This is a genomic window from Diaphorobacter sp. HDW4B, from assembly GCF_011305535.1.
In the GTDB taxonomy this organism is placed as follows: Bacteria; Pseudomonadota; Gammaproteobacteria; order Burkholderiales; family Burkholderiaceae_C; genus Diaphorobacter_A.
The window spans coordinates 87,914-105,337 of the sequence record NZ_CP049905.1; the positions used below are offsets into that span (position 1 = coordinate 87,914).

Consider the following 17,424-nt stretch of genomic DNA (forward strand, 5'->3'; position numbering starts at 1 on the left):
CGGTCGAGCTCTTGTGAAGCCGCCTTGGAACTTGAGGCCTCGGTCATGAGCGACATGAGTTCTTCGCCGAACCGGGACCCGTTTGCGTTATTTGCTGCAGTGCACATTATTGCACTTTGTGGACGTTCGCATCGCACTATGCTCAAAAAAACTACTCTGATGTCATAATCGACGGATTACCAACCTTGGGGCTGGCTTTGTTGCCTGCGCCCTGTCAGTCCCCTTTGCGGGACAGTTTTGCTTTTGGCCTCCGAACAAGAACTGTCAGACTTTCTCAAGAGCGTGGACAAACGTGCTTTCAAGCGCACGGTGTATCACGTTCGTGACGAGGAAGCCGCTCTGGACATCGTTCAGGACAGCATGATCAAGCTGGCCGAGCATTACGGGGACAAGCCGATCAACGAGTTGCCGATGCTGTTCCAGCGCATCCTCTCGAACAGCACCCTTGACTGGTTTCGCCGACAAAAAACTCGTAACGCTTTGTTCACGAGCCTCAGCGACTTCGAAAGCCCGAGTGACGAAGGGGGAGATTTCGACCTCCTGGAAATCCACTCCACAGAGGGAAATGAGCGCGAAGGTTCACAAAGTACCGAGGATCAACTGCGTCGCAAACAGATATTCCAGGAAATCGAAAAAGAGATACAAGAGTTGCCCGCACGTCAACGGGAAGCCTTCCTCATGCGTTACTGGGAGGAAATGGATGTTGCAGAAACGGCAGCAGCGATGGGCTGCTCCGAGGGCAGCGTCAAAACGCACTGCTTTCGTGCCATTCAGACGCTGAGCAAGGCATTGAAAGCAAAAGGAATCGAGCTATGAACCGCCATATCTCCGAAAATTCGACCAGTACAGCGGCAGACCGTTTCGCCCATCGGGTGGTGGCCCGCCTCAACGAGGGCAGCAACGAGCTCCCTTACGACATTGCCGAACGCCTGCGCGCAGGCCGCATGCAGGCGCTGGACAAGCGCAAGCGTCCTGCCGTCGTGGCCCAGCGTCCCGTGGTTGCCGAGCCGATGGTGCTTGGCGCTGGTCACACGGCCACCATGGGCGGCGGCTGGGGCAGCGAAGGTGGCAACTGGTGGCGTGCTCTGGTGTCGGCCATTCCGGTTGCGGCACTGCTCGTGGGCCTGTTTGTCGTGGGCGTGAACCAGAATGAAGCGGGCGCAAATGAAATTGCCGAAGTGGATGCAGCCCTTCTCACCGACGACCTGCCTCCAGAGGCCTATACTGACCCCGGTTTTCTGCAATATCTGAAAACATCCCAACACTAACCTTGAACCGATCGGTTGACTACCGATTTGCATGCAGAGATTGGCGCCAGACGTATCCGACCGTTCAAAATCAAGCCATGCAGCCACCGTCGCGGGGCTGCTGGCTTTGGCATGTCTGGCGTTTGGCGCGTGGAAGTCCGTCGACTACCTGAGTTTCGCGCCAACGATCTCCGCACCGGTTGAGGCCCTGCCCTCCAAGCGCCCCAATATCCGCCCGAACTCCACCATGGTTCGGGCACCTGCGCCCATCAATCAGGGCGGCCCCATGTGGGGAGAACTCTCCAGCTCCCAAAAAGACGCGCTCTCGCCGTTGGCCACTCGCTGGAATCAGTTGACCGAAGGGCAAAAGCGCCACTGGCTCACGCTGGCCGCCAATTTCGACTCCCTGAGCGAGCAGGAACAGGCCAAGATGCTCAGCCGCATGACGGAATGGGCCAACCTGAGTGCCCAGCAGCGCAGTCAGGCGCGCCTGAATTTCGCCGCAACCAATCGCCTCTCGCCGGATGACAAGCTCGCTCAGTGGGAGGCCTATCAGGCCTTGAGCGAAGAAGAGAAAAAGCAACTGGCCGCCAACGCCGCGCGCAAGCCATTCGGCGCGGCAGTAGTGGTCCGATCGGCGCCCTCCAAGAAATTGGTGCGCATTCCGGCCGCGACGACTGTTGCTCCAAATCAACCCAACCCGCCCAAGATCCCCCCCATGGCGGACTACCATGTCCCGCATGTGTTCCCTCCGCCAGCCGCGCCGCTGCCCAGCACGCCCATGACGGTGGAGACCGCTCCGGTTCAGGGAGCATCGGCAACCGCCCAGCCTCTGCCACCGCTGAACCCCGGCTCAGCGCCTGAGGGCGAGGAAAAAGTGGATCTGCGGGATGTGACCTCGGTCAACTCGCCCCAATAACACCCCATAGCAACAATCCGTCGAATGAGTTCTCCGCTTCCTTCAGGCCCCATCGCCCGCCCAGACTCACCGACGGACATGCCGCCCAACGCGGAAGGCACGACTCCATCGCTGCGACGCCGCATGGCCTGCTGGCTCTACGAAGGCATGCTGATGTTCGGTGTGGTGTTCATTTCCGGCTACCTCTTCAGCGCCCTCACCCAGACCCGCAACGCCCTGGACAACCGCCACGGACTGCAAGCGTTTCTGTTCGTGATCTTCGGCATCTACTTCGTGTGGTTCTGGGCCAAAGGCCAGACGCTTGCGATGAAAACCTGGAACATCCGCGTGATCGACACCCAGGGCCGCTCGATCAGCCAGATGCGGGCACTCAAGCGCTATGTGCTGTCCTGGCTCTGGTTTCTCCCGCCGCTGCTGGTCAGTTGGGGCGCCAAGCTCAGTGCTGCCGAAGCGCTGGTCATTCTGGGTGGCTGGATCGCGATCTGGGCGCTGCTCAGCCGTTTTCATCCCGAGCGCCAGTTCTGGCACGATGCCTGGGCGGGTACACGGTTGATCCATTCGGCTCCGTTGCCTCGCAAACGCCGCATCTGAAAACGAACGCTGAACGCGTTCATTCAGCCAATGTTCACGCGGTTGCTGCACGATGGAGTGCATTCATCTGCGCTACGATGTTCGTTTGAATGAAGGCATCCATCGTCCTTCAAACTCTTCTTTCGTACGCGTAACGAACTTCTCAACGCTGAAATCCGCTTCTGCTCTTCGTCTCCATGGCCGACCGACTTCCCCAATCACCCGCCCCACATCCACACAAGGCCCGCACTGGGCTCAACCGCTGGATTCACGCCTTCGGCTACTCGCTGCAAGGACTCAGGGCGGGCTGGGATGAAAAGGCGTTTCGCGCCGAAGCCAGCGTTGCGATCATCATGGTCCCCGCCGCCTTCTGGCTGGGGCGAAGCTGGATTGAAGTGGCCCTGCTGGCAGGCTCCGTGCTGCTGGTGATGATCGTCGAGTTGCTCAACACCGGGATCGAGGCCGCCATTGACCGCATCGGCCCCGAGTTGCACGATCTGTCCAAACGCGCCAAGGACATGGGCAGCGCCGCCGTGCTGCTGACCCTGCTGCTGTGCGGCGGCATCTGGCTTGCCGCGCTCTATCAAAGGTTTGCGAATGTCATCCACTAACAAGAAACAACAAGCTCCCACGTTCTCGATCTGCGTCTACCTCGGCTCACGCCCCGGAGAGAACCCCGCCTTCACCCAATCCGCCATTCAGGTCGGCACCTGGATCGGTGAACATGGCGGTCAACTCGTCTACGGCGGTGGCAAAAGCGGCCTGATGGGCACCGTCGCCGAAGCCACCCGCAAGGCCGGTGGCCACGTCGTGGGCGTGATCCCCAAGGCGCTGGTCGACAAAGAACTGGCCAACCAGCATTGCGACGAACTCCACATCGTCGACAACATGCACGAGCGCAAAGCCATGATGGCCGAGCGCAGCGATGCCTTCGTCGCCCTGCCCGGCGGCATCGGCACGTTTGAAGAACTGTTCGAAATCTGGACCTGGCGCCAGCTCGGCTACCACGACAAGCCCATCGGCCTGCTCAACGTGGACGGCTACTACGACGGCATGCTGGGCTTCCTCGACACCAGCGTGAAGTCCGGCTTCATGGGCGAGTGGCAGATGGACCTCGTCTCCACCCACACCGATCACGACGCGCTGCTGCGCAAGCTGGTGGAGGAAGCGGGCAACAACATGTCGCAGATTCCGCTGCGCACCGTGATCTGATTCATGATCTGATCGACTGTCGCCCCAGAAAGCACAAAGCCCGATCCAGTCGGGCTTTGTCGTTTTGAGAGCAGGCTTGAAAGGTTCAGACCGCCGCGTCGTCCAAATCACCCGTGCGGATACGGATCACGCGTTCGACTTCCGTCACGAAAATCTTGCCGTCGCCTATCTTGCCGGTGCGCGCTGCGTTGACGATGGCGTCCACGCAGCGGTCCACGTCTTCCTCGCGCACGACGACTTCGACCTTCACCTTGGGCAGGAAATCCACCACGTACTCAGCGCCGCGGTACAGCTCGGTGTGGCCCTTCTGGCGACCGAAACCCTTGACTTCCGTGACGGTGAGGCCGGTGACACCGCAATCGGCCAGCGCTTCGCGGACCTCTTCCAGCTTGAATGGCTTGATGACGGCGGTGATCATTTTCATGGCGGGAACTCCTGATGATTGTTCAAAAACGGACCTGACCTGATGAGCAGTGCACTGCCCCTCACGCCCGGAATTTATTGGTGATCGGATAGCGCCAATCCTTGCCGAAGCTGCGCCGCGTCACGCGCACGCCCACCGGCGCCTGACGACGCTTGTATTCGTTGATCTTAATGAGTCGCGTGACCCGATCCACATCAGCCTGCGCAAAACCCGCAGAGACAATGTCGGCAATCGGCTCGTCGCGCTCCATGTAGCGCTCGACGATGGCATCCAGCACCTCGTAGGGCGGCAGGCTGTCCTGGTCCTTCTGATCGGGGCGCAGCTCGGCGCTGGGAGGGCGCGTGATAATGCGCTCGGGAATCGGGTTCGCACCCTTGCCGAACGGATCGTTCTCGTTGCGCCAGCGGGCCAGCGCGAACACGCGGGTCTTGAGCACGTCCTTGATGACCGCAAAGCCCCCAGCCATGTCGCCGTACAGCGTGCAGTAACCGGTCGCCATCTCGCTCTTGTTGCCGGTGGTCAGCACCACAGAGCCGAACTTGTTGGACAGCGCCATGAGCAGCGTGCCGCGAATGCGCGCCTGCAGATTTTCTTCGGTCGTGTCTTCGGGCAGTCCCGCGAAATCCGCAGCAAGCGCCGCCTTGAAGGCCTCAAACTGCGGCGCGATGGCGATTTCCTCGTACTTCACGTTCAGGCGCGCAGCCATCTCGCGTGCGTCGATCCAGCTGATGTCCGCCGTGTAGGGGGACGGCATCATCACGGTACGAACCCTGTCCGCACCCAGCGCATCGACGGCAATCGCCAGCACCAAAGCGGAGTCGATACCGCCCGACAGCCCCAACACCACGCTCGGAAAACCGTTCTTGCCGATGTAGTCGCGCACGCCTGTGACGAGCGCGGCCCAGAGTTCAGCCTCCCAACCCAACACGGGAGCCATCTCGCCCCCCAACTGGATTGCGCTGCCCTGCACCTGCACTTCGACGCGCGCCAATTGCTCGGCGAACGCCGGAGCGCGCATGGCGACCTGGCCATCCGCGTTCAACGCAAACGAAGCACCTTCAAAAACCACCTCATCCTGTCCGCCGACCAGATGCGCGTAGACCAGCGGCAGACCGGTTTCCTGCACGCGAGCACGCATGGCGTCTTCACGTTCAACGCCCTTGCCCATGTGGAAAGGCGATGCGTTGATGCACGCAATCAGTTGGGCACCCGCGTCAGCCGCAGCACGTGCGGGCTCGGGGAACCACGCGTCTTCGCAGATCAGCAGACCAATGCGAACACCATCGACCTCGAACACGCAAGTACCGCTGCCGGGGATGAAATAACGCTGCTCGTCGAACACCTCGTAATTGGGCAGGCGCTGCTTGGCGTAAGTCTGCTCGATGCGGCCGTTGCGAATCACGCTGGCCGCGTTGTGGCAGCGATGTCCGTATTCACCGGGAATGGCCTGCGGATGCCCGACGACCAAGGTGAGTTCGGTCAGATCAGCCGTGGCAGCCGCGATCTCGGCCAACCCCATTTCACAGGCGGACAGGAAAGCGGGCCGCAGATACAGATCTTCGGCGGCATAGGCGCTGAGCGCCAGTTCCGGCGTGAGCAACAGGCGCGAGGCGCCCGCATGCGCTTGGCGCGCGGCATCGATGATTTTGCGGGCGTTGCCCTGAATGTCGCCCACAACGAAGTTGAGCTGGGCAATGCTGATGGGGAATGGCATGGTGCGAGCGAAAGAGACTGCGGGCAATTATGTCATCGTGCTTTCATTCTCGTAGGCGAGCGAGAAAAAGCCGCAGCGTGCATGCAGCACAAAGCCGCTCCCGCAAGCGCTCCAGTTGTCCCCACTCGCGTTGGACAGTGATGTGGACAAGTTGCGGAACACTTTGTATGCATCGCATAAGTGGCTGATTTTCAAGGAGGTTTGAACACCTGCTCAAAAACGAGGCACATGCAAGGCAACGCAAGACCACAATCGTGTCCGTTCAGCGGACGTGATTTGCGCCGAATGCATCATCTCCCTTGGCTTTCACAGGAGACCGGTTTGCGCGATCATCGCTGCTTCCGAGACATCGAAACCACTCTGTCACCTTGTCTGCCTACCCGACTCCCGCCTCTTTAGCAGAATCCACAGCATCCGACCACTACACGCTGGAGCTGCTGGACTCCGCGCTCAAGGTGGATGCTGCCGAATGGGACAGCCTGCTCGCCCAGCAAAGCCACGCCACGCCCTTCATGCGCCACGCGTATCTTGCTGCGATGGAAACCAGCGACAGCGCGAATGCAGACACCGGCTGGACGCCCGTCTTCTGCCTGCTCAAAAAGAACGGCGTGCTCGAAGCCGCCTGTGCGCTCTACGCCAAGACCCACTCGTATGGGGAATACGTTTTTGACTGGGCCTGGGCCGACGCCTACCAGCGCCACGGCCTGCAGTACTACCCCAAGGGTGTGCTCGCCGTGCCGTTCACACCCGTGCCGGGCAGCCGCCTGCTGGCGAAGAACGAGCAGGCGCGCACGCTGCTGCTCAAGGGCGTGATCGACTGGGCGCAGGAGGCTGAACTGTCGTCCGTCCACATGCTGTTTGGTGCCGAAGATGATCTGCAGGCTGCCAAAAACCTCGGGCTGATGCTGCGCCACACCGTGCAATTCCATTGGCACAACCGGCATCCCCAAAGCGGCATCGCATTCCAATCATTCGACGAATTTCTCGCGTCGCTCAATCAGGAAAAGCGCAAGAAAATCCGCCAGGAACGCCGACGCGTGCACGATGCGGGAGTGACGTTCGACGTCATCGAAGGCGCGAACATCAGCGATGCGGACTGGGATTTCTTCTATGCGTGCTACGAACGCACCTATCTGGAACATGGCAACGCGCCGTATCTGACGCGCGCGTTCTTCCAAAGCATGCAGCGCAACATGCCCGAAAACTGGGTGCTGCTCATCGCCAATCAGGACGGCCGCCGCATTGCGTCCAGCCTGATCGCCGTACAGGACTCCGTGGCGTATGGCCGCTACTGGGGTGCGCTGGAGCGCGTGGACAACCTGCACTTCGAGACCTGCTACTACCAGCCGCTCGAATGGTGCATCGCGCGCGGAATCTCCCGCTTCGAAGGCGGCGCTCAGGGCCAGCACAAGATGGCCCGCGCGCTCATGCCGGTGCAGACCAGCAGCGCCCATTGGCTGGCCCATCCGGGATTTGCAGAAGCTGTCGAGCGATTTCTGGAACGCGAAGGCCAAGGCATCGCGCAATACATGGACGAGCTGCACGAGCGCAGCCCGTTCAGGCAAGCGACGCCCTGATCAGACCTCTGCGTTGACCGCAGTGCGCGCCTGTTGCAGCAAGCCCATTTCGGCCGGACTGAGCAGTGCCGCAATGTCCACCACGATCAGCATCTGCCCGTCCACAGACGCCATGCCGCGCACATAACTCGTGTCCACCGCGCCCTGGAAGTGCGGCGCAGGTTTGATCACGTCGTCCTGCAGTGCCACCACATCGGCCACCGCATCCACCACCGCGCCCAGCAGCATGTCCTCCACCCGAAGCACGATCACCACGGTGAACTCGTTGTAACTCGCCTCGGCGCAGCGCAGCTTCATGCGCAGATCGACCACCGGCACGATCACGCCCCGCAACTGAATCACCCCCTTGATGAACTCCGGCGCATGCGCCATGCGCGTCGGCGGCTCATACGAGCGAATCTCCTGCACGCTCAGAATGTCGATGCCATACAGCTCATCGCCCAACCGAAACGTCAGATATTTCGACACAGGCACGCTCGGCACCTGCGCGGCGCGGCGCGACGAACTGGAACGCAAGGAGGAGATGGGCAACATGGGCAGGCAAGGTCCAAGGAAGATAAGAGATGTTACTAGCTGCACCAACAACACAGCAACAGCAAAAGCAGCACATCCAGACGGCCCCCGCATTCAAAACCGGGCCCCAGCAGCGCGCAGGGCACTCGATCCACAGCCCCAACGGCAAGATCGCCCTTGAGACGCGACGCAGAGCCGCAGACAGTACTCCCGTACGGCAAGGCTCTGCAACAAAGTATCAAGGGCGATATTGCCGCCTCAAAACGATTCACCAATCGAAGCCGAAAGGCTTCGTAAAAACAAAAAAGCCCACTCACAACAAGCGAGCGGGCCTCTGCAATCAAAGGATGGTTCCCCACCCTCAAGGCATGAATCAAGCCTTCTTGGACTTTTCGTAGTTGGCTACGCCGTCGGTCAGTTCCTTGTGTGCTTCGTCCGCACCACCCCAACCCAGCACCTTGACCCACTTGCCCGCTTCCAGATCCTTGTAGTGAGCGAAGAAGTGCTCGATGGCCTTCAGCTTGATCTCAGGCACGTCGCCCAGCGTCTTGATGTTGGCGTATTCCTTGAGGATCTTGGCGGTAGGAACAGCCAGCACCTTGCCGTCCATGCCGGCTTCGTCTTCCATTTTCAGGATGCCCAGCGCGCGGCAAGGCACGACCACGCCTGGGGGCAGCTTGTAGGGGGTCATCACCAGCACGTCGACTGGGTCGCCGTCGCCGGACAGGGTTTGTGGCACATAGCCGTAGTTGGCTGGGTAGAACATGGCGGCCGTCATGAAACGGTCCACAAAAATGCAGCCGGATTCCTTGTCCACTTCGTACTTGATGGGATCGGATTCCATGGGAATCTCGATCACGACGTTGAAGGCTTCAGGCAGGTTCTTGCCAGCAGGGACGTTGTTCAGGGACATGGTCTCAACAGTTCTGTTCTGAGTGAATGGAAGAAATGGGTGTTTTGCCCGCCTTGGACACTGTCCATCAGGACATTTCGCCAAGTGGGAAACCGCTTATTTTAAGACCAAGCCCCTTGCGTGCAGCTTTCGCACACCGATGAGGGGCCATAAACCTCAGGAAGCATCTCAGGATGCCGCACCACGCTCGCGCCTGCGAACCGGCCCTGCGCCCTGTTCCACCGCGTGCTGGACCTCGCGGCGCAGCCCCAACGCAAAGCCCATTTCGGCAAGAACGAAAAGCGGCCCGATGGCCAGTCCGATCACATCATCGACAAACGCCGGCTTGCGCCCTTCGAACCAATGGCCAATGAACTGAATCACCCAGCCCACCAGAAACAGGCCCACGCCCGACGTCAGCCAGATCGCCGTTGATTGCCCGGCAAACCACAGCCCTACTTCCTGCATGGCGGCGATCAGCAGCGCCATGCACAAGCCATAACGCAGATCAAGCAAGAAATAGAACACGCAAACCGCCAGCGCGACCACCAGCGCCGGAGTCACCGGCAGCCCCGCCGGGCCGCCCAGCGTCAGGAACACCGGCCGCGACAACAAAATGACCACGGCCAGCATGATCATCGGCACGCCGACCAGATGCGTCTGGATATTGCGCGGATCGCGGTGGTATTCGGCGTATTGCGTCAGTTGCGCATTCAGGTTTCGCATGATTTGTGGGGTTCCTGCGGCATCCGTTGGCCGTCGCCTTCCGTCGGAAAGAACCGAGGCGACAGCAAGATTTTTGTCTCTCCCGCACAATGAGGCAAGTTTTGCGCCAGCGCAATCCCAAAAGCATCCCAAGCCCGCCACGATCCGAATAAAAAATGCCTTTGTCTCCACCCGTTGCCCGCACCGCCCGCCATGTCCGCCGCGTCACCTACCAAGGATTCGAGCGCGAAGATGGACTCTGGGACATAGAGGGCGAACTCCACGACAGCAAGGCCGAGGACACACCGTTCATCCGCGACCCCAGCATCATCCGCCGCGCGGGCGAACCCATCCACCACATGTGGCTGCGCGTGACCGTCAACCGCCAGCTCGTCGTGCAGGCCATCGAAGCCTCGATGGACGCCCATCCGCTGGGCGGCTGCCCCGAGGCGCTGGCGTCGATCCAGTCCATGGTCGGCTGCAGCATGTCGCGCGGCTGGCGCAAGGCCATCCAGGAGAATCTGGGCGGCGTCGCAGGCTGCACGCATATCCGCGAGCTGCTGTTCAACCTGGCCACGGCCGCATTCCAGACCATGCCAGCCGTCTTCAGCAGCGTGGGGGACGAGCCGCCGCGCCACCTCAACCAATGCACCGGCTGGGATTTCAACGGCCCGGGCGTCAAGGAATTCTTCCCCCAGTTCTACGGACGCAGAACCGAGGTTCCTGCAAAGTAAACGGCTTGGTCGGTGGTCCGATCAGCCGATCACCGACTGCAGCGCTGCTTCATACAACTGCGTCAGTTCGTCCATCAGTTGCAGCAGCCGTTCGCTGGTGGTTGCCACGTCTTCGAGGCCGCGCGCATCCGGCTGGCGCTTGATGGCTGCGTCGAAGAAGACAAACTGCCCCTGCCCCAATTCCAGCGCCGTGCGAATCGCGGGCGTGGTGATCGGCGCGTCGGCCAGTTGCTTGAGCGACGTCTGGAACAGCCCCAGATCGCCCGCCATCTGCTCGCGCACCTCGCGCGAGTCGAAACCTGCGGCGATCAAGGTGTAGTTCTTGGCCACGCGCTGCGAGAGCATGCGTTGGCGACCGGCCACGTTCACCAAGCGTGCCGAGGGCGTCTGGGTCAGCTTCTCGAACGCCTCCGTGGCGCTGTTGGCCAGTTTGAGCATGTCGTTGGACTGCTGGGACACAGCCATGAAACCCTCCTTGGTGACAGGCGCAGCCGCCAGCGAGTCGAGCTTGGTCGCACTGCCATGCACGTCAGCGATGAAACGCGCGACCTCCTTCGGCCAGTTCTGGCGCTCCAGTTCCGCCAGGCCCGCCTGCACCTGCTGGCGCGTCTGCTGCAAGACCTCACGGGTCTTCTCGGGGAGCGTCTTCAGATATAGTTGCCCGTATGCCTTGGCCATGCGCTGCGACAAAGCACGAAACTTGGCCGTGCGGTTGATGGCCGTGGCAATCGCCATGCGCTCCTGGGCCGACAGTGAAACCGCCGCAGGTGCACAGATGGCCGTGATCAACAAACGCACAGCATCCCTGCGACTATTGCGGCATGGAACTGGCTCGATCAGATTTGTATCAAAATTGTTCATGCAGCGGATTTTGCGCAAGGGCAAACCCTAAGTCTTGAATTTATGAACATGGCCTGATCGCAACCAATAGTCGTGCGATATTGATGGTGCCTGCTCCAGAAATTGAAGCGCTTCAAGGCTTGCTTGCACAGGCAGTTGTAGAAAACAAAAACACCCACATGGCAGAACGCGTCATCCCCATCGTCGATCAGCGCAAAGGCGCATTGCCAGCCGTCGTGCCCGAAGGTGCGCCGTCGGACTTTGCCGCGCAGTTGAGCGATGCCCACCAGCGACCGCTCCGGGATCTGCGCATCAGCGTCACCGATCGCTGCAACTTCCGTTGCTCGTACTGCATGCCCAAGGATGTGTTCAACAAGGACTATCCGTATCTGCCGCACAGCGCCCTGCTGAGCTTCGAGGAAATCACCCGGCTCGCGGGCCAGTTCATGCGCCTTGGCGTGCGCAAGATCCGCCTGACGGGCGGCGAACCCCTGCTGCGCAAGAACATCGAGCAGCTCATCGTTCAACTCGCCAATCTGCGCACGCTGGACGGCAAGGTGCCCGATCTCACCCTCACCACCAACGGCTCGCTGCTCGCGCGCAAGGCGCAGGCGCTGCGCGATGCCGGGCTCTCGCGCGTGACGGTGAGTCTGGACAGTCTGGACGACGCCATCTTTCGCGGCATGAACGACATGGACTTTCCGGTAGCCGAAGTGCTCTCCGGCATCGAGACCGCCCGCAAGGTGGGCTTCGAGCACATCAAGGTGAACATGGTCGTCAAGCGCGGCACGAACGACCACGAAATCCTGCCCATGGCACGCCATTTCCGCGGCACGGGCATCACGCTGCGCTTCATCGAATACATGGATGTGGGCTCCACCAACGGCTGGCGCATGGACGAGGTGCTGCCGTCCGACGAGGTCATCCAGTTGCTGCAAAGCGAGTTTCCGCTGATTCCGCTGGCCGCCAGCACCAAGGGCGAAACCGCCAAGCGCTGGGGCTATGCCGACGCGAACGGCGTGCACGATCCGGCCCAGGGCGAGGTCGGCGTGATCAGCAGCGTCACCCATGCCTTCTGCGGCGACTGCAACCGCGCGCGGCTTTCCACTGAGGGTCAGCTCTATCTGTGCCTGTTCGCCGAGCAAGGCTACGACCTTCGCAGCCTGCTGCGCGGCACGGCCACGGACGACGAGATCGCCGCCGCCATCGCCCACATCTGGCAGGGCCGCACGGATCGCTATTCCGAACTGCGCGCCAGCCTGCCGCACGACACCGGCGGTCATGCCAAGCGCCGCGTCGAGATGAGCTACATCGGCGGCTAAACTCACCGTCACAGCCCGTTTTCGGGGGAGTCCGTCATTTCCGCCGCCAACATCCGCATCGCCCTTCTCCAAGCCGCCGACGCGCCCGCCTACAAGGTGCTGCGCGACGCGTCGCTGCTGCGCACGCCCGAGGCCTTCTCGACGGACTACGCCACGGCGGTCACCCGACCGCCAGCGGTGTATTCGGCGCGGTTTTCGACACCCGGCAACGGGCCTTTCTATCTGGGCGCATTCACGGATGCGGGCGAACTCGTGGGCAGCATCGGCTTCGAGCGCGAGGACGCCAAATTCAAGCGCCATATGGGCCACATCAACGCGGTCATGATCAAAGTCAATTTCGAGCACCAAGGAATCGCGAGAAAATTATTGGAAGCCTGCATCGCCCATGCAGAACAGATTGTCGGGCTCGAATTGCTGCAGTTGGGCGTCACCGCCAGCAATGAACGCGCCGTTCGCCTTTATGAACGCGCGGGCTTCAAGCCTTACGGCAGAATGCCGCGCGCCATCGTGGTCGACGGCGTCGGTCACGACCATCTGCTGATGGTCCGCGCCCTGCCCGGCTGCCCTGAATTGAATGTGTCTTCCTGAATGACTTCCCTGAACTCCATCGCCGCCAGCATCGCCCCCCACGACGGGAGCGACATGCACGTCGATGCGGTGCGCGACTTTCTTGCGCAGATGGTCACACCGATCACCGAATCCGAAATCGTCCCGCTGCTGGACGCGCTCGGTCGCGTGGTCGCTGGCGACGTGATCTCGCCCGTCAGCGTGCCGCCGCACGACAACTCGGCCATGGACGGCTTTGCGTTCGATGGCGGTCAGCTTCAGGCGAACGCACCACTGCAGTTGCGCTGCGTCGCCACAGCGCTCGCCGGACATGCATGGGCGGGCGAGGTGAAGACAGGCGAATGCGTGCGCATCATGACCGGTGCCGTCATGCCGCAAGGGCTGGACACGGTGGTGCCCATCGAGCGCACGAGCACAACCGAGCAAGGTCACATCCTGATCGCCGCAAACACCGTGCAATCAGGTGCCAATTGCCGCAAAAAAGGCGAAGACCTCATGCAGGGCGGCGTGGCCTTGGCCGATGGCGAACTGGTCACTCCCGCCGCGCTCGGCCTGTTGGCCAGTCTGGGGCTTTGCAGCATCCATGTGCGCCGCCGCCTGCGAGTGGCATATTTTTCGACCGGCGACGAAATCCTCAAACCCGGCGAGCCGCCACGCCCAGGTGCCGTGTACGACAGCAATCGCTACACGCTGTTCGGCCTGCTCACGCGCCTTGGCATTCAGGTGATCGACCTCGGCACCGTGCGCGATGAACCCGCATTGATCGAAGGCACGTTCCGTCAGGCCGCCAACAGCGCCGACGCCATCATCACCAGCGGCGGCGTGAGCGGCGGAGATGCCGACCACACCAAGGCCATGATGAAACGTCTGGGCGACGTCGCGTTCTGGCGCATCGCCATGCGCCCCGGTCGCCCCATGGCGGTCGGCTGGTTGGACAAAGACAAAGAAGAAAGCACCAGCAACCGTTGCGTGCTCTTCGGCCTGCCGGGCAATCCGGTCGCGGCAATGGTCACGTTTCTCGCGTTCGTCCGGCCCGCCTTGCGCAACATGCAGGGTTGCCAGCGCACCGAACCGCCACGTCTGCGGGCCATCTGCACCGAAACCCTGCGCAAGCGCCCCGGCCGCACCGAGTTCCAGCGTGGCATCGTCAGCCAAGCGCCCGACGGTTCGCTGCACGTGTGCGCTACGGGCGAACAAGGCTCGGGCATGCTCAGCTCGATGGTGCACGCCAATGGACTGATCGTTTTGCCCCATGAAGCCGCAACCATCCAGCTAGGCGAGACCGTGGAAGTGATGATGTTTGAAGGCGTGATCTGACGCGAACTGTCGCCCCCGCACCTGAAAGCATCTGCTCGGCCGGAGCACAATGCGGCCTGAATACTCTGGAGACAACCTATGCCCTTCACCAGCCGCCACGCCGCCACAGCCCCTTCACGCGAAGCCATAGACCAACTCACTGGCGCGGCCGTTCTGGAGTTTGGCACACCGTGGTGCGGCCACTGCCAGCGCGCGCAGCCGCTGATCGAGCAAGCGCTGGAAGACGAGGCCAACGTGGCGCACATCAAGGTGGAAGACGGCTCGGGCCAGCGCCTGGGACGCAGCTTCGGCGTGAAGCTCTGGCCGACCTTGATCTTTCTGCGCGACGGCAAGGAAGTCGACCGAATGGTGCGCCCGGACAGCGCGCAGAGCATTCACGAGGCGATTGAAAAGCTGATTTGAACCCACATCGACTTGCGGTGCTGGTTCCATAATACGCGGCCTTGCCCAAGGCCCGCGCTGCCCATGCACTTCCGGCGCAGCTCTCGATTCCGTCAAAAGAACGCAAAGCCCATCCATGCTCTACACCCCCAACCCCGCCAGCGCTGGCTGGCTTGAAAACGGTTGGTTTGTCCTGGTTCTGCTGTTTGCAACAACGCTCGGTCACGCCTTCATTTCCGCACTCCGCCTGCTCGGCGGCTCTGCTGGCAATGCAAGCTGGAGTGGCCCACTGCCCGTCTCGCTCAAATGGTTCATCAGCGCCACAACGGGTTTGGCGCTCGTCACACAAGGGTTGTTTCTGCTCGGATTGCTCGGGGCGCTGACCGGCCCTGCAGTTCTCATCGCTTGCGTATCCCTGTGGGTGACATGCCTTGGTCTCGCAAGGTATGCCACATTGCGTCGTCCCCCTTCGATCCGCCAGCGCGTCTCGCTCGGCGAGTGTTTGTCACCGTTGCTGTTGATGCTCGTCGTCGGCACCTACCTGATTGCATGGAGCTCGGGCGCACCCGGCAACTGGGACGACACCAGCTTTCACCTGCCGCTTGCCAGATTCTTTCTGGAGACTGAATCGCTCGGCGTCAATCCGTGGTTGCGTTTTCCGCTGTTTCCCGCCAACGCCAATCTGCTGTTTGCCGTGTCGCTTCTGGCTGGCGGCGAGACCTTTGCCCAAGTGCTCGCAAATGCAGTACCGCTTTCGCTCACCATTCTCGGCATCTACGGCTTAACCGAACATTTCACGAAAAGTCGTTGGTTCGCGCTGTTGGCTGTCGCTGGCTTTTGCCTGCTTGAGCCGCTGTACGAAACGCTGGGCTACGCCTACATCGACCATCTGTTCTCGCTGTACGGCTGGGCATTCATGGTGTGCGTGGTGCTGTTGCGGCATGAGCGGCCCGCCGACACCTGCCTGCCCGCCGCCGCCCTCGTCTGCGGATTGCTTGCAGGCACGGCCATCGGCACCAAACTGTTCGGAGCCATCTTCGTTGGGCTCATGAGTCTGGCACTGATCCATCGCCTCGGCTGGAAAAGCCGATCCACGCTGGTGTACATCGCGAGCGCGACGCTGTTTGGCGTGGGCTGGTACGTGCGCAGCTTTGTGATTTCAGGTGACCCCATCCATCCTGCAGGCGGCAATTTTTTCGGTCATTACCTGTGGAGCGCAACCGACATGCAGTTGCAGCGACTCGATCTCGACGTTCAGGGTGTCACGCGGGATCCACGCCTGTGGTTCGTCTCCATGATGGACGCCAAGGTGCTGACCTGCGCTCTGGGCTTGCTGGTGGTTTTTCAACCCACCGCACGGCGCGCTGGTCTGTTGCCACTGGCCATCACGCTTCTTGCCTACTTGCTGATTTGGCAACAGCTATTTCCGCTCGGCCGCTATCTGATGCCGATGTTTCCGGCCGCGGCGTTTCTGGGGGCCTACTTCCTCTATGTGCTCGTCCCGCAAGGCTGGTGGAATGCGCTGCAGCAGAGCAAGGCTTGGCAGTACGTGAATTGCGCGCTTCCGATTCTGCTTCTCGCAGGAGGGGCAGCGTTCGTGATCCCCGAATCCATCACGCTTTTCCAGACGAAGATATCCCAGTGGCAGGCCACGTTGAACGGACGTGACGGCTACGAACTGTTCCGCCATGCCAGCCAAACCAAGCTTTCGGCCAACGAGCGCATTCTTCATGTGGGCTTTGAGAACGCCATCTATTTCTACGACGGAGAAACCATGGGCGACTGGTTTGGCCCGGGGCGCTACTCCCAATTCACCAAGCCCAACACCCATAGGCCACCCTATCTGGCCGAAATTTTGGAGCCCCAGGACTTGCTCAACGCCATGGAGCCCTTCCATGTGCGCAGATTGGCGATCAACGCCAAACGTTTCACGTTCAATCCGAAGAAATACGAGGCGCTGTTCCACGTCGAGACGGTGACGCCCACCGCATTCCTGCTGACGCCACGCACCTCCAGCGAATCAGGTCGCTAATTCGGACTCAGATACGCCCCAGCGCCTTCTCCACGCCCTTGTTGGCAAGTCCATCGGCGCGTTCGTTGCCCGGGTCGCCCGCGTGGCCCTTGACCCAGTGCCATTCGATCTGGTGACCGGCGTTGGCGACCAACTCGTCAAGGCGCTTCCACAGTTCGACGTTCTTGACCGGGTCGCCACCTGCGGTGCGCCAGTTCTTTTTCTTCCAGCCGTGAATCCATTCGGTGATGCCCTTGCGCACGTACTGGCTGTCCAGATAGAGCGCAACCTCGCAGGGACGCTTGAGGGCCGAGAGCGCCTCGATCACTGCAAGCAATTCCATTCGGTTGTTGGTGGTGTCGAGTTCGCCACCAAACAATTCCTTCTCGGACTTTCCCGAGCTGAGCACGGCACCCCAACCACCCGGACCGGGATTGCCCTTGCAGGCTCCGTCCGTATAAATCACTACTTGCGTCACT

20 protein-coding genes are annotated in these 17,424 nt (G+C 61.2%); 13 read left to right on the forward strand and 7 right to left on the reverse strand.

What is annotated here, in order from left to right:
• Positions 1 to 243 precede the first annotated feature (243 nt).
• The 6 genes from G7048_RS00405 to G7048_RS00430 all read left to right on the forward strand — a co-directional run bounded on the left by G7048_RS00405 (position 244) and on the right by G7048_RS00430 (position 3,948).
• Positions 244 to 816 (forward strand): RNA polymerase sigma factor, encoded by a 573-nt coding sequence (locus tag G7048_RS00405; protein WP_166066266.1) that lies wholly within the window; start codon positions 244 to 246, stop codon positions 814 to 816.
• The gene (locus G7048_RS00410; protein WP_166066267.1) at positions 813 to 1,268 is read left to right on the forward strand and encodes a DUF3619 family protein; all 456 of its coding nucleotides are present in this window, start codon (positions 813 to 815) and stop codon (positions 1,266 to 1,268) included. The genes G7048_RS00405 and G7048_RS00410 overlap by 4 nt, the downstream gene beginning before the upstream one ends.
• 31 nt (positions 1,269 to 1,299) lie before the next feature.
• Positions 1,300 to 2,166: a DUF3106 domain-containing protein gene (locus G7048_RS00415; protein WP_166066268.1), complete on the forward strand. Its 867-nt coding sequence runs from the start codon at positions 1,300 to 1,302 to the stop codon at positions 2,164 to 2,166.
• 78 nt (positions 2,167 to 2,244) lie between these two features.
• Positions 2,245 to 2,757, forward strand: a complete 513-nt coding sequence (locus tag G7048_RS00420; protein WP_240933264.1) for an RDD family protein — start codon at positions 2,245 to 2,247, stop codon at positions 2,755 to 2,757.
• Positions 2,758 to 2,933: 176 nt separating this feature from the next.
• Positions 2,934 to 3,347, forward strand: coding sequence for a diacylglycerol kinase (locus G7048_RS00425; protein WP_166066270.1), 414 nt, complete (start codon positions 2,934 to 2,936; stop codon positions 3,345 to 3,347).
• Positions 3,334 to 3,948: a TIGR00730 family Rossman fold protein gene (locus tag G7048_RS00430; RefSeq protein WP_166066271.1), complete on the forward strand. Its 615-nt coding sequence runs from the start codon at positions 3,334 to 3,336 to the stop codon at positions 3,946 to 3,948. The genes G7048_RS00425 and G7048_RS00430 overlap by 14 nt, the downstream gene beginning before the upstream one ends.
• 85 nt (positions 3,949 to 4,033) lie before the next feature.
• Here G7048_RS00430 and G7048_RS00435 read toward each other — a convergent pair whose 3' ends face one another.
• Both G7048_RS00435 and G7048_RS00440 read right to left on the reverse strand, forming a co-directional pair.
• Complete coding sequence (locus tag G7048_RS00435; protein ID WP_166066272.1) at positions 4,034 to 4,372, reverse strand: P-II family nitrogen regulator; 339 nt, start codon at positions 4,370 to 4,372, stop codon at positions 4,034 to 4,036.
• A gap of 61 nt (positions 4,373 to 4,433) precedes the next feature.
• A complete protein-coding gene (locus G7048_RS00440; protein ID WP_166066273.1) occupies positions 4,434 to 6,086 on the reverse strand; it encodes an NAD+ synthase in 1,653 nt (550 codons plus the stop codon).
• Between the two features lie 368 nt (positions 6,087 to 6,454).
• On the opposite strand from G7048_RS00440, the gene G7048_RS00445 reads away from it, so the two are divergent.
• Positions 6,455 to 7,663, forward strand: coding sequence for a GNAT family N-acetyltransferase (locus G7048_RS00445; protein ID WP_371747601.1), 1,209 nt, complete (start codon positions 6,455 to 6,457; stop codon positions 7,661 to 7,663).
• Here G7048_RS00445 and G7048_RS00450 read toward each other — a convergent pair whose 3' ends face one another.
• The 3 genes from G7048_RS00450 to G7048_RS00460 all read right to left on the reverse strand — a co-directional run bounded on the left by G7048_RS00450 (position 7,664) and on the right by G7048_RS00460 (position 9,794).
• Entirely contained in the window at positions 7,664 to 8,197 is a 534-nt protein-coding gene (locus tag G7048_RS00450) for a chemotaxis protein CheW (RefSeq protein WP_166066275.1), read from the reverse strand. It lies immediately after the preceding gene.
• A 352-nt stretch (positions 8,198 to 8,549) separates the two neighbouring features.
• Positions 8,550 to 9,089, reverse strand: coding sequence for an inorganic diphosphatase (gene ppa / locus G7048_RS00455; protein WP_166066276.1), 540 nt, complete (start codon positions 9,087 to 9,089; stop codon positions 8,550 to 8,552).
• A 168-nt stretch (positions 9,090 to 9,257) separates the two neighbouring features.
• Positions 9,258 to 9,794: a DUF962 domain-containing protein gene (locus tag G7048_RS00460; RefSeq protein WP_166066277.1), complete on the reverse strand. Its 537-nt coding sequence runs from the start codon at positions 9,792 to 9,794 to the stop codon at positions 9,258 to 9,260.
• A gap of 155 nt (positions 9,795 to 9,949) precedes the next feature.
• Between G7048_RS00460 and G7048_RS00465 the strand changes: the two genes are divergently transcribed.
• Positions 9,950 to 10,507, forward strand: a complete 558-nt coding sequence (locus G7048_RS00465; RefSeq protein ID WP_166066278.1) for a DUF2889 domain-containing protein — start codon at positions 9,950 to 9,952, stop codon at positions 10,505 to 10,507.
• Positions 10,508 to 10,528: 21 nt separating this feature from the next.
• Here the strand turns inward: G7048_RS00465 and G7048_RS00470 are convergent, their stop codons facing one another.
• Positions 10,529 to 11,305, reverse strand: a complete 777-nt coding sequence (locus G7048_RS00470) for a type IV pili methyl-accepting chemotaxis transducer N-terminal domain-containing protein (protein WP_240933111.1) — start codon at positions 11,303 to 11,305, stop codon at positions 10,529 to 10,531.
• A 221-nt stretch (positions 11,306 to 11,526) separates the two neighbouring features.
• Here G7048_RS00470 and moaA point away from each other — a divergent pair, with 221 nt between their 5' ends.
• The 5 genes from moaA (at position 11,527) to G7048_RS00495 (ending at position 16,966) form a co-directional block, all read left to right on the forward strand.
• Complete coding sequence (moaA, locus tag G7048_RS00475) at positions 11,527 to 12,669, forward strand: GTP 3',8-cyclase MoaA (RefSeq protein ID WP_166066281.1); 1,143 nt, start codon at positions 11,527 to 11,529, stop codon at positions 12,667 to 12,669.
• A 96-nt stretch (positions 12,670 to 12,765) separates the two neighbouring features.
• The gene (locus G7048_RS00480; protein WP_240933112.1) at positions 12,766 to 13,257 is read left to right on the forward strand and encodes a GNAT family N-acetyltransferase; all 492 of its coding nucleotides are present in this window, start codon (positions 12,766 to 12,768) and stop codon (positions 13,255 to 13,257) included.
• Positions 13,258 to 14,553, forward strand: coding sequence for a gephyrin-like molybdotransferase Glp (gene glp / locus G7048_RS00485; RefSeq protein WP_166066282.1), 1,296 nt, complete (start codon positions 13,258 to 13,260; stop codon positions 14,551 to 14,553).
• Between the two features lie 78 nt (positions 14,554 to 14,631).
• Entirely contained in the window at positions 14,632 to 14,955 is a 324-nt protein-coding gene (locus tag G7048_RS00490; protein WP_166066283.1) for a thioredoxin family protein, read from the forward strand.
• A gap of 115 nt (positions 14,956 to 15,070) precedes the next feature.
• Positions 15,071 to 16,966, forward strand: coding sequence for a hypothetical protein (locus G7048_RS00495; protein WP_166066284.1), 1,896 nt, complete (start codon positions 15,071 to 15,073; stop codon positions 16,964 to 16,966).
• Between the two features lie 7 nt (positions 16,967 to 16,973).
• Here G7048_RS00495 and rnhA read toward each other — a convergent pair whose 3' ends face one another.
• Positions 16,974 to 17,423 (reverse strand): ribonuclease HI, encoded by a 450-nt coding sequence (gene rnhA / locus G7048_RS00500; protein ID WP_166066285.1) that lies wholly within the window; start codon positions 17,421 to 17,423, stop codon positions 16,974 to 16,976.
• Between the last annotated feature and the right edge of the window lies 1 nt (position 17,424).

What these genes read in the sequence shown, in the direction of transcription:
- moaA (WP_166066281.1), top strand. Translation starts at nt 11,527, where the DNA reads ATGGCAGAACGCGTCATCCCCATCGTCGATCAGCGCAAAGGCGCATTG.
- G7048_RS00495 (WP_166066284.1), top strand. Translation starts at nt 15,071, where the DNA reads ATGCTCTACACCCCCAACCCCGCCAGCGCTGGCTGGCTTGAAAACGGT.
- G7048_RS00440 (WP_166066273.1), bottom strand. Translation starts at nt 6,086, where the DNA reads ATGCCATTCCCCATCAGCATTGCCCAGCTCAACTTCGTTGTGGGCGAC.
- ppa (WP_166066276.1), bottom strand. Translation starts at nt 9,089, where the DNA reads ATGTCCCTGAACAACGTCCCTGCTGGCAAGAACCTGCCTGAAGCCTTC.
- G7048_RS00415 (WP_166066268.1), top strand. Translation starts at nt 1,300, where the DNA reads ATGCAGAGATTGGCGCCAGACGTATCCGACCGTTCAAAATCAAGCCAT.
- G7048_RS00435 (WP_166066272.1), bottom strand. Translation starts at nt 4,372, where the DNA reads ATGAAAATGATCACCGCCGTCATCAAGCCATTCAAGCTGGAAGAGGTC.
- G7048_RS00450 (WP_166066275.1), bottom strand. Translation starts at nt 8,197, where the DNA reads ATGTTGCCCATCTCCTCCTTGCGTTCCAGTTCGTCGCGCCGCGCCGCG.
- G7048_RS00460 (WP_166066277.1), bottom strand. Translation starts at nt 9,794, where the DNA reads ATGCGAAACCTGAATGCGCAACTGACGCAATACGCCGAATACCACCGC.
- G7048_RS00430 (WP_166066271.1), top strand. Translation starts at nt 3,334, where the DNA reads ATGTCATCCACTAACAAGAAACAACAAGCTCCCACGTTCTCGATCTGC.
- G7048_RS00490 (WP_166066283.1), top strand. Translation starts at nt 14,632, where the DNA reads ATGCCCTTCACCAGCCGCCACGCCGCCACAGCCCCTTCACGCGAAGCC.
- G7048_RS00410 (WP_166066267.1), top strand. Translation starts at nt 813, where the DNA reads ATGAACCGCCATATCTCCGAAAATTCGACCAGTACAGCGGCAGACCGT.
- G7048_RS00420 (WP_240933264.1), top strand. Translation starts at nt 2,245, where the DNA reads ATGCCGCCCAACGCGGAAGGCACGACTCCATCGCTGCGACGCCGCATG.
- G7048_RS00425 (WP_166066270.1), top strand. Translation starts at nt 2,934, where the DNA reads ATGGCCGACCGACTTCCCCAATCACCCGCCCCACATCCACACAAGGCC.
- G7048_RS00465 (WP_166066278.1), top strand. Translation starts at nt 9,950, where the DNA reads ATGCCTTTGTCTCCACCCGTTGCCCGCACCGCCCGCCATGTCCGCCGC.
- glp (WP_166066282.1), top strand. Translation starts at nt 13,258, where the DNA reads ATGACTTCCCTGAACTCCATCGCCGCCAGCATCGCCCCCCACGACGGG.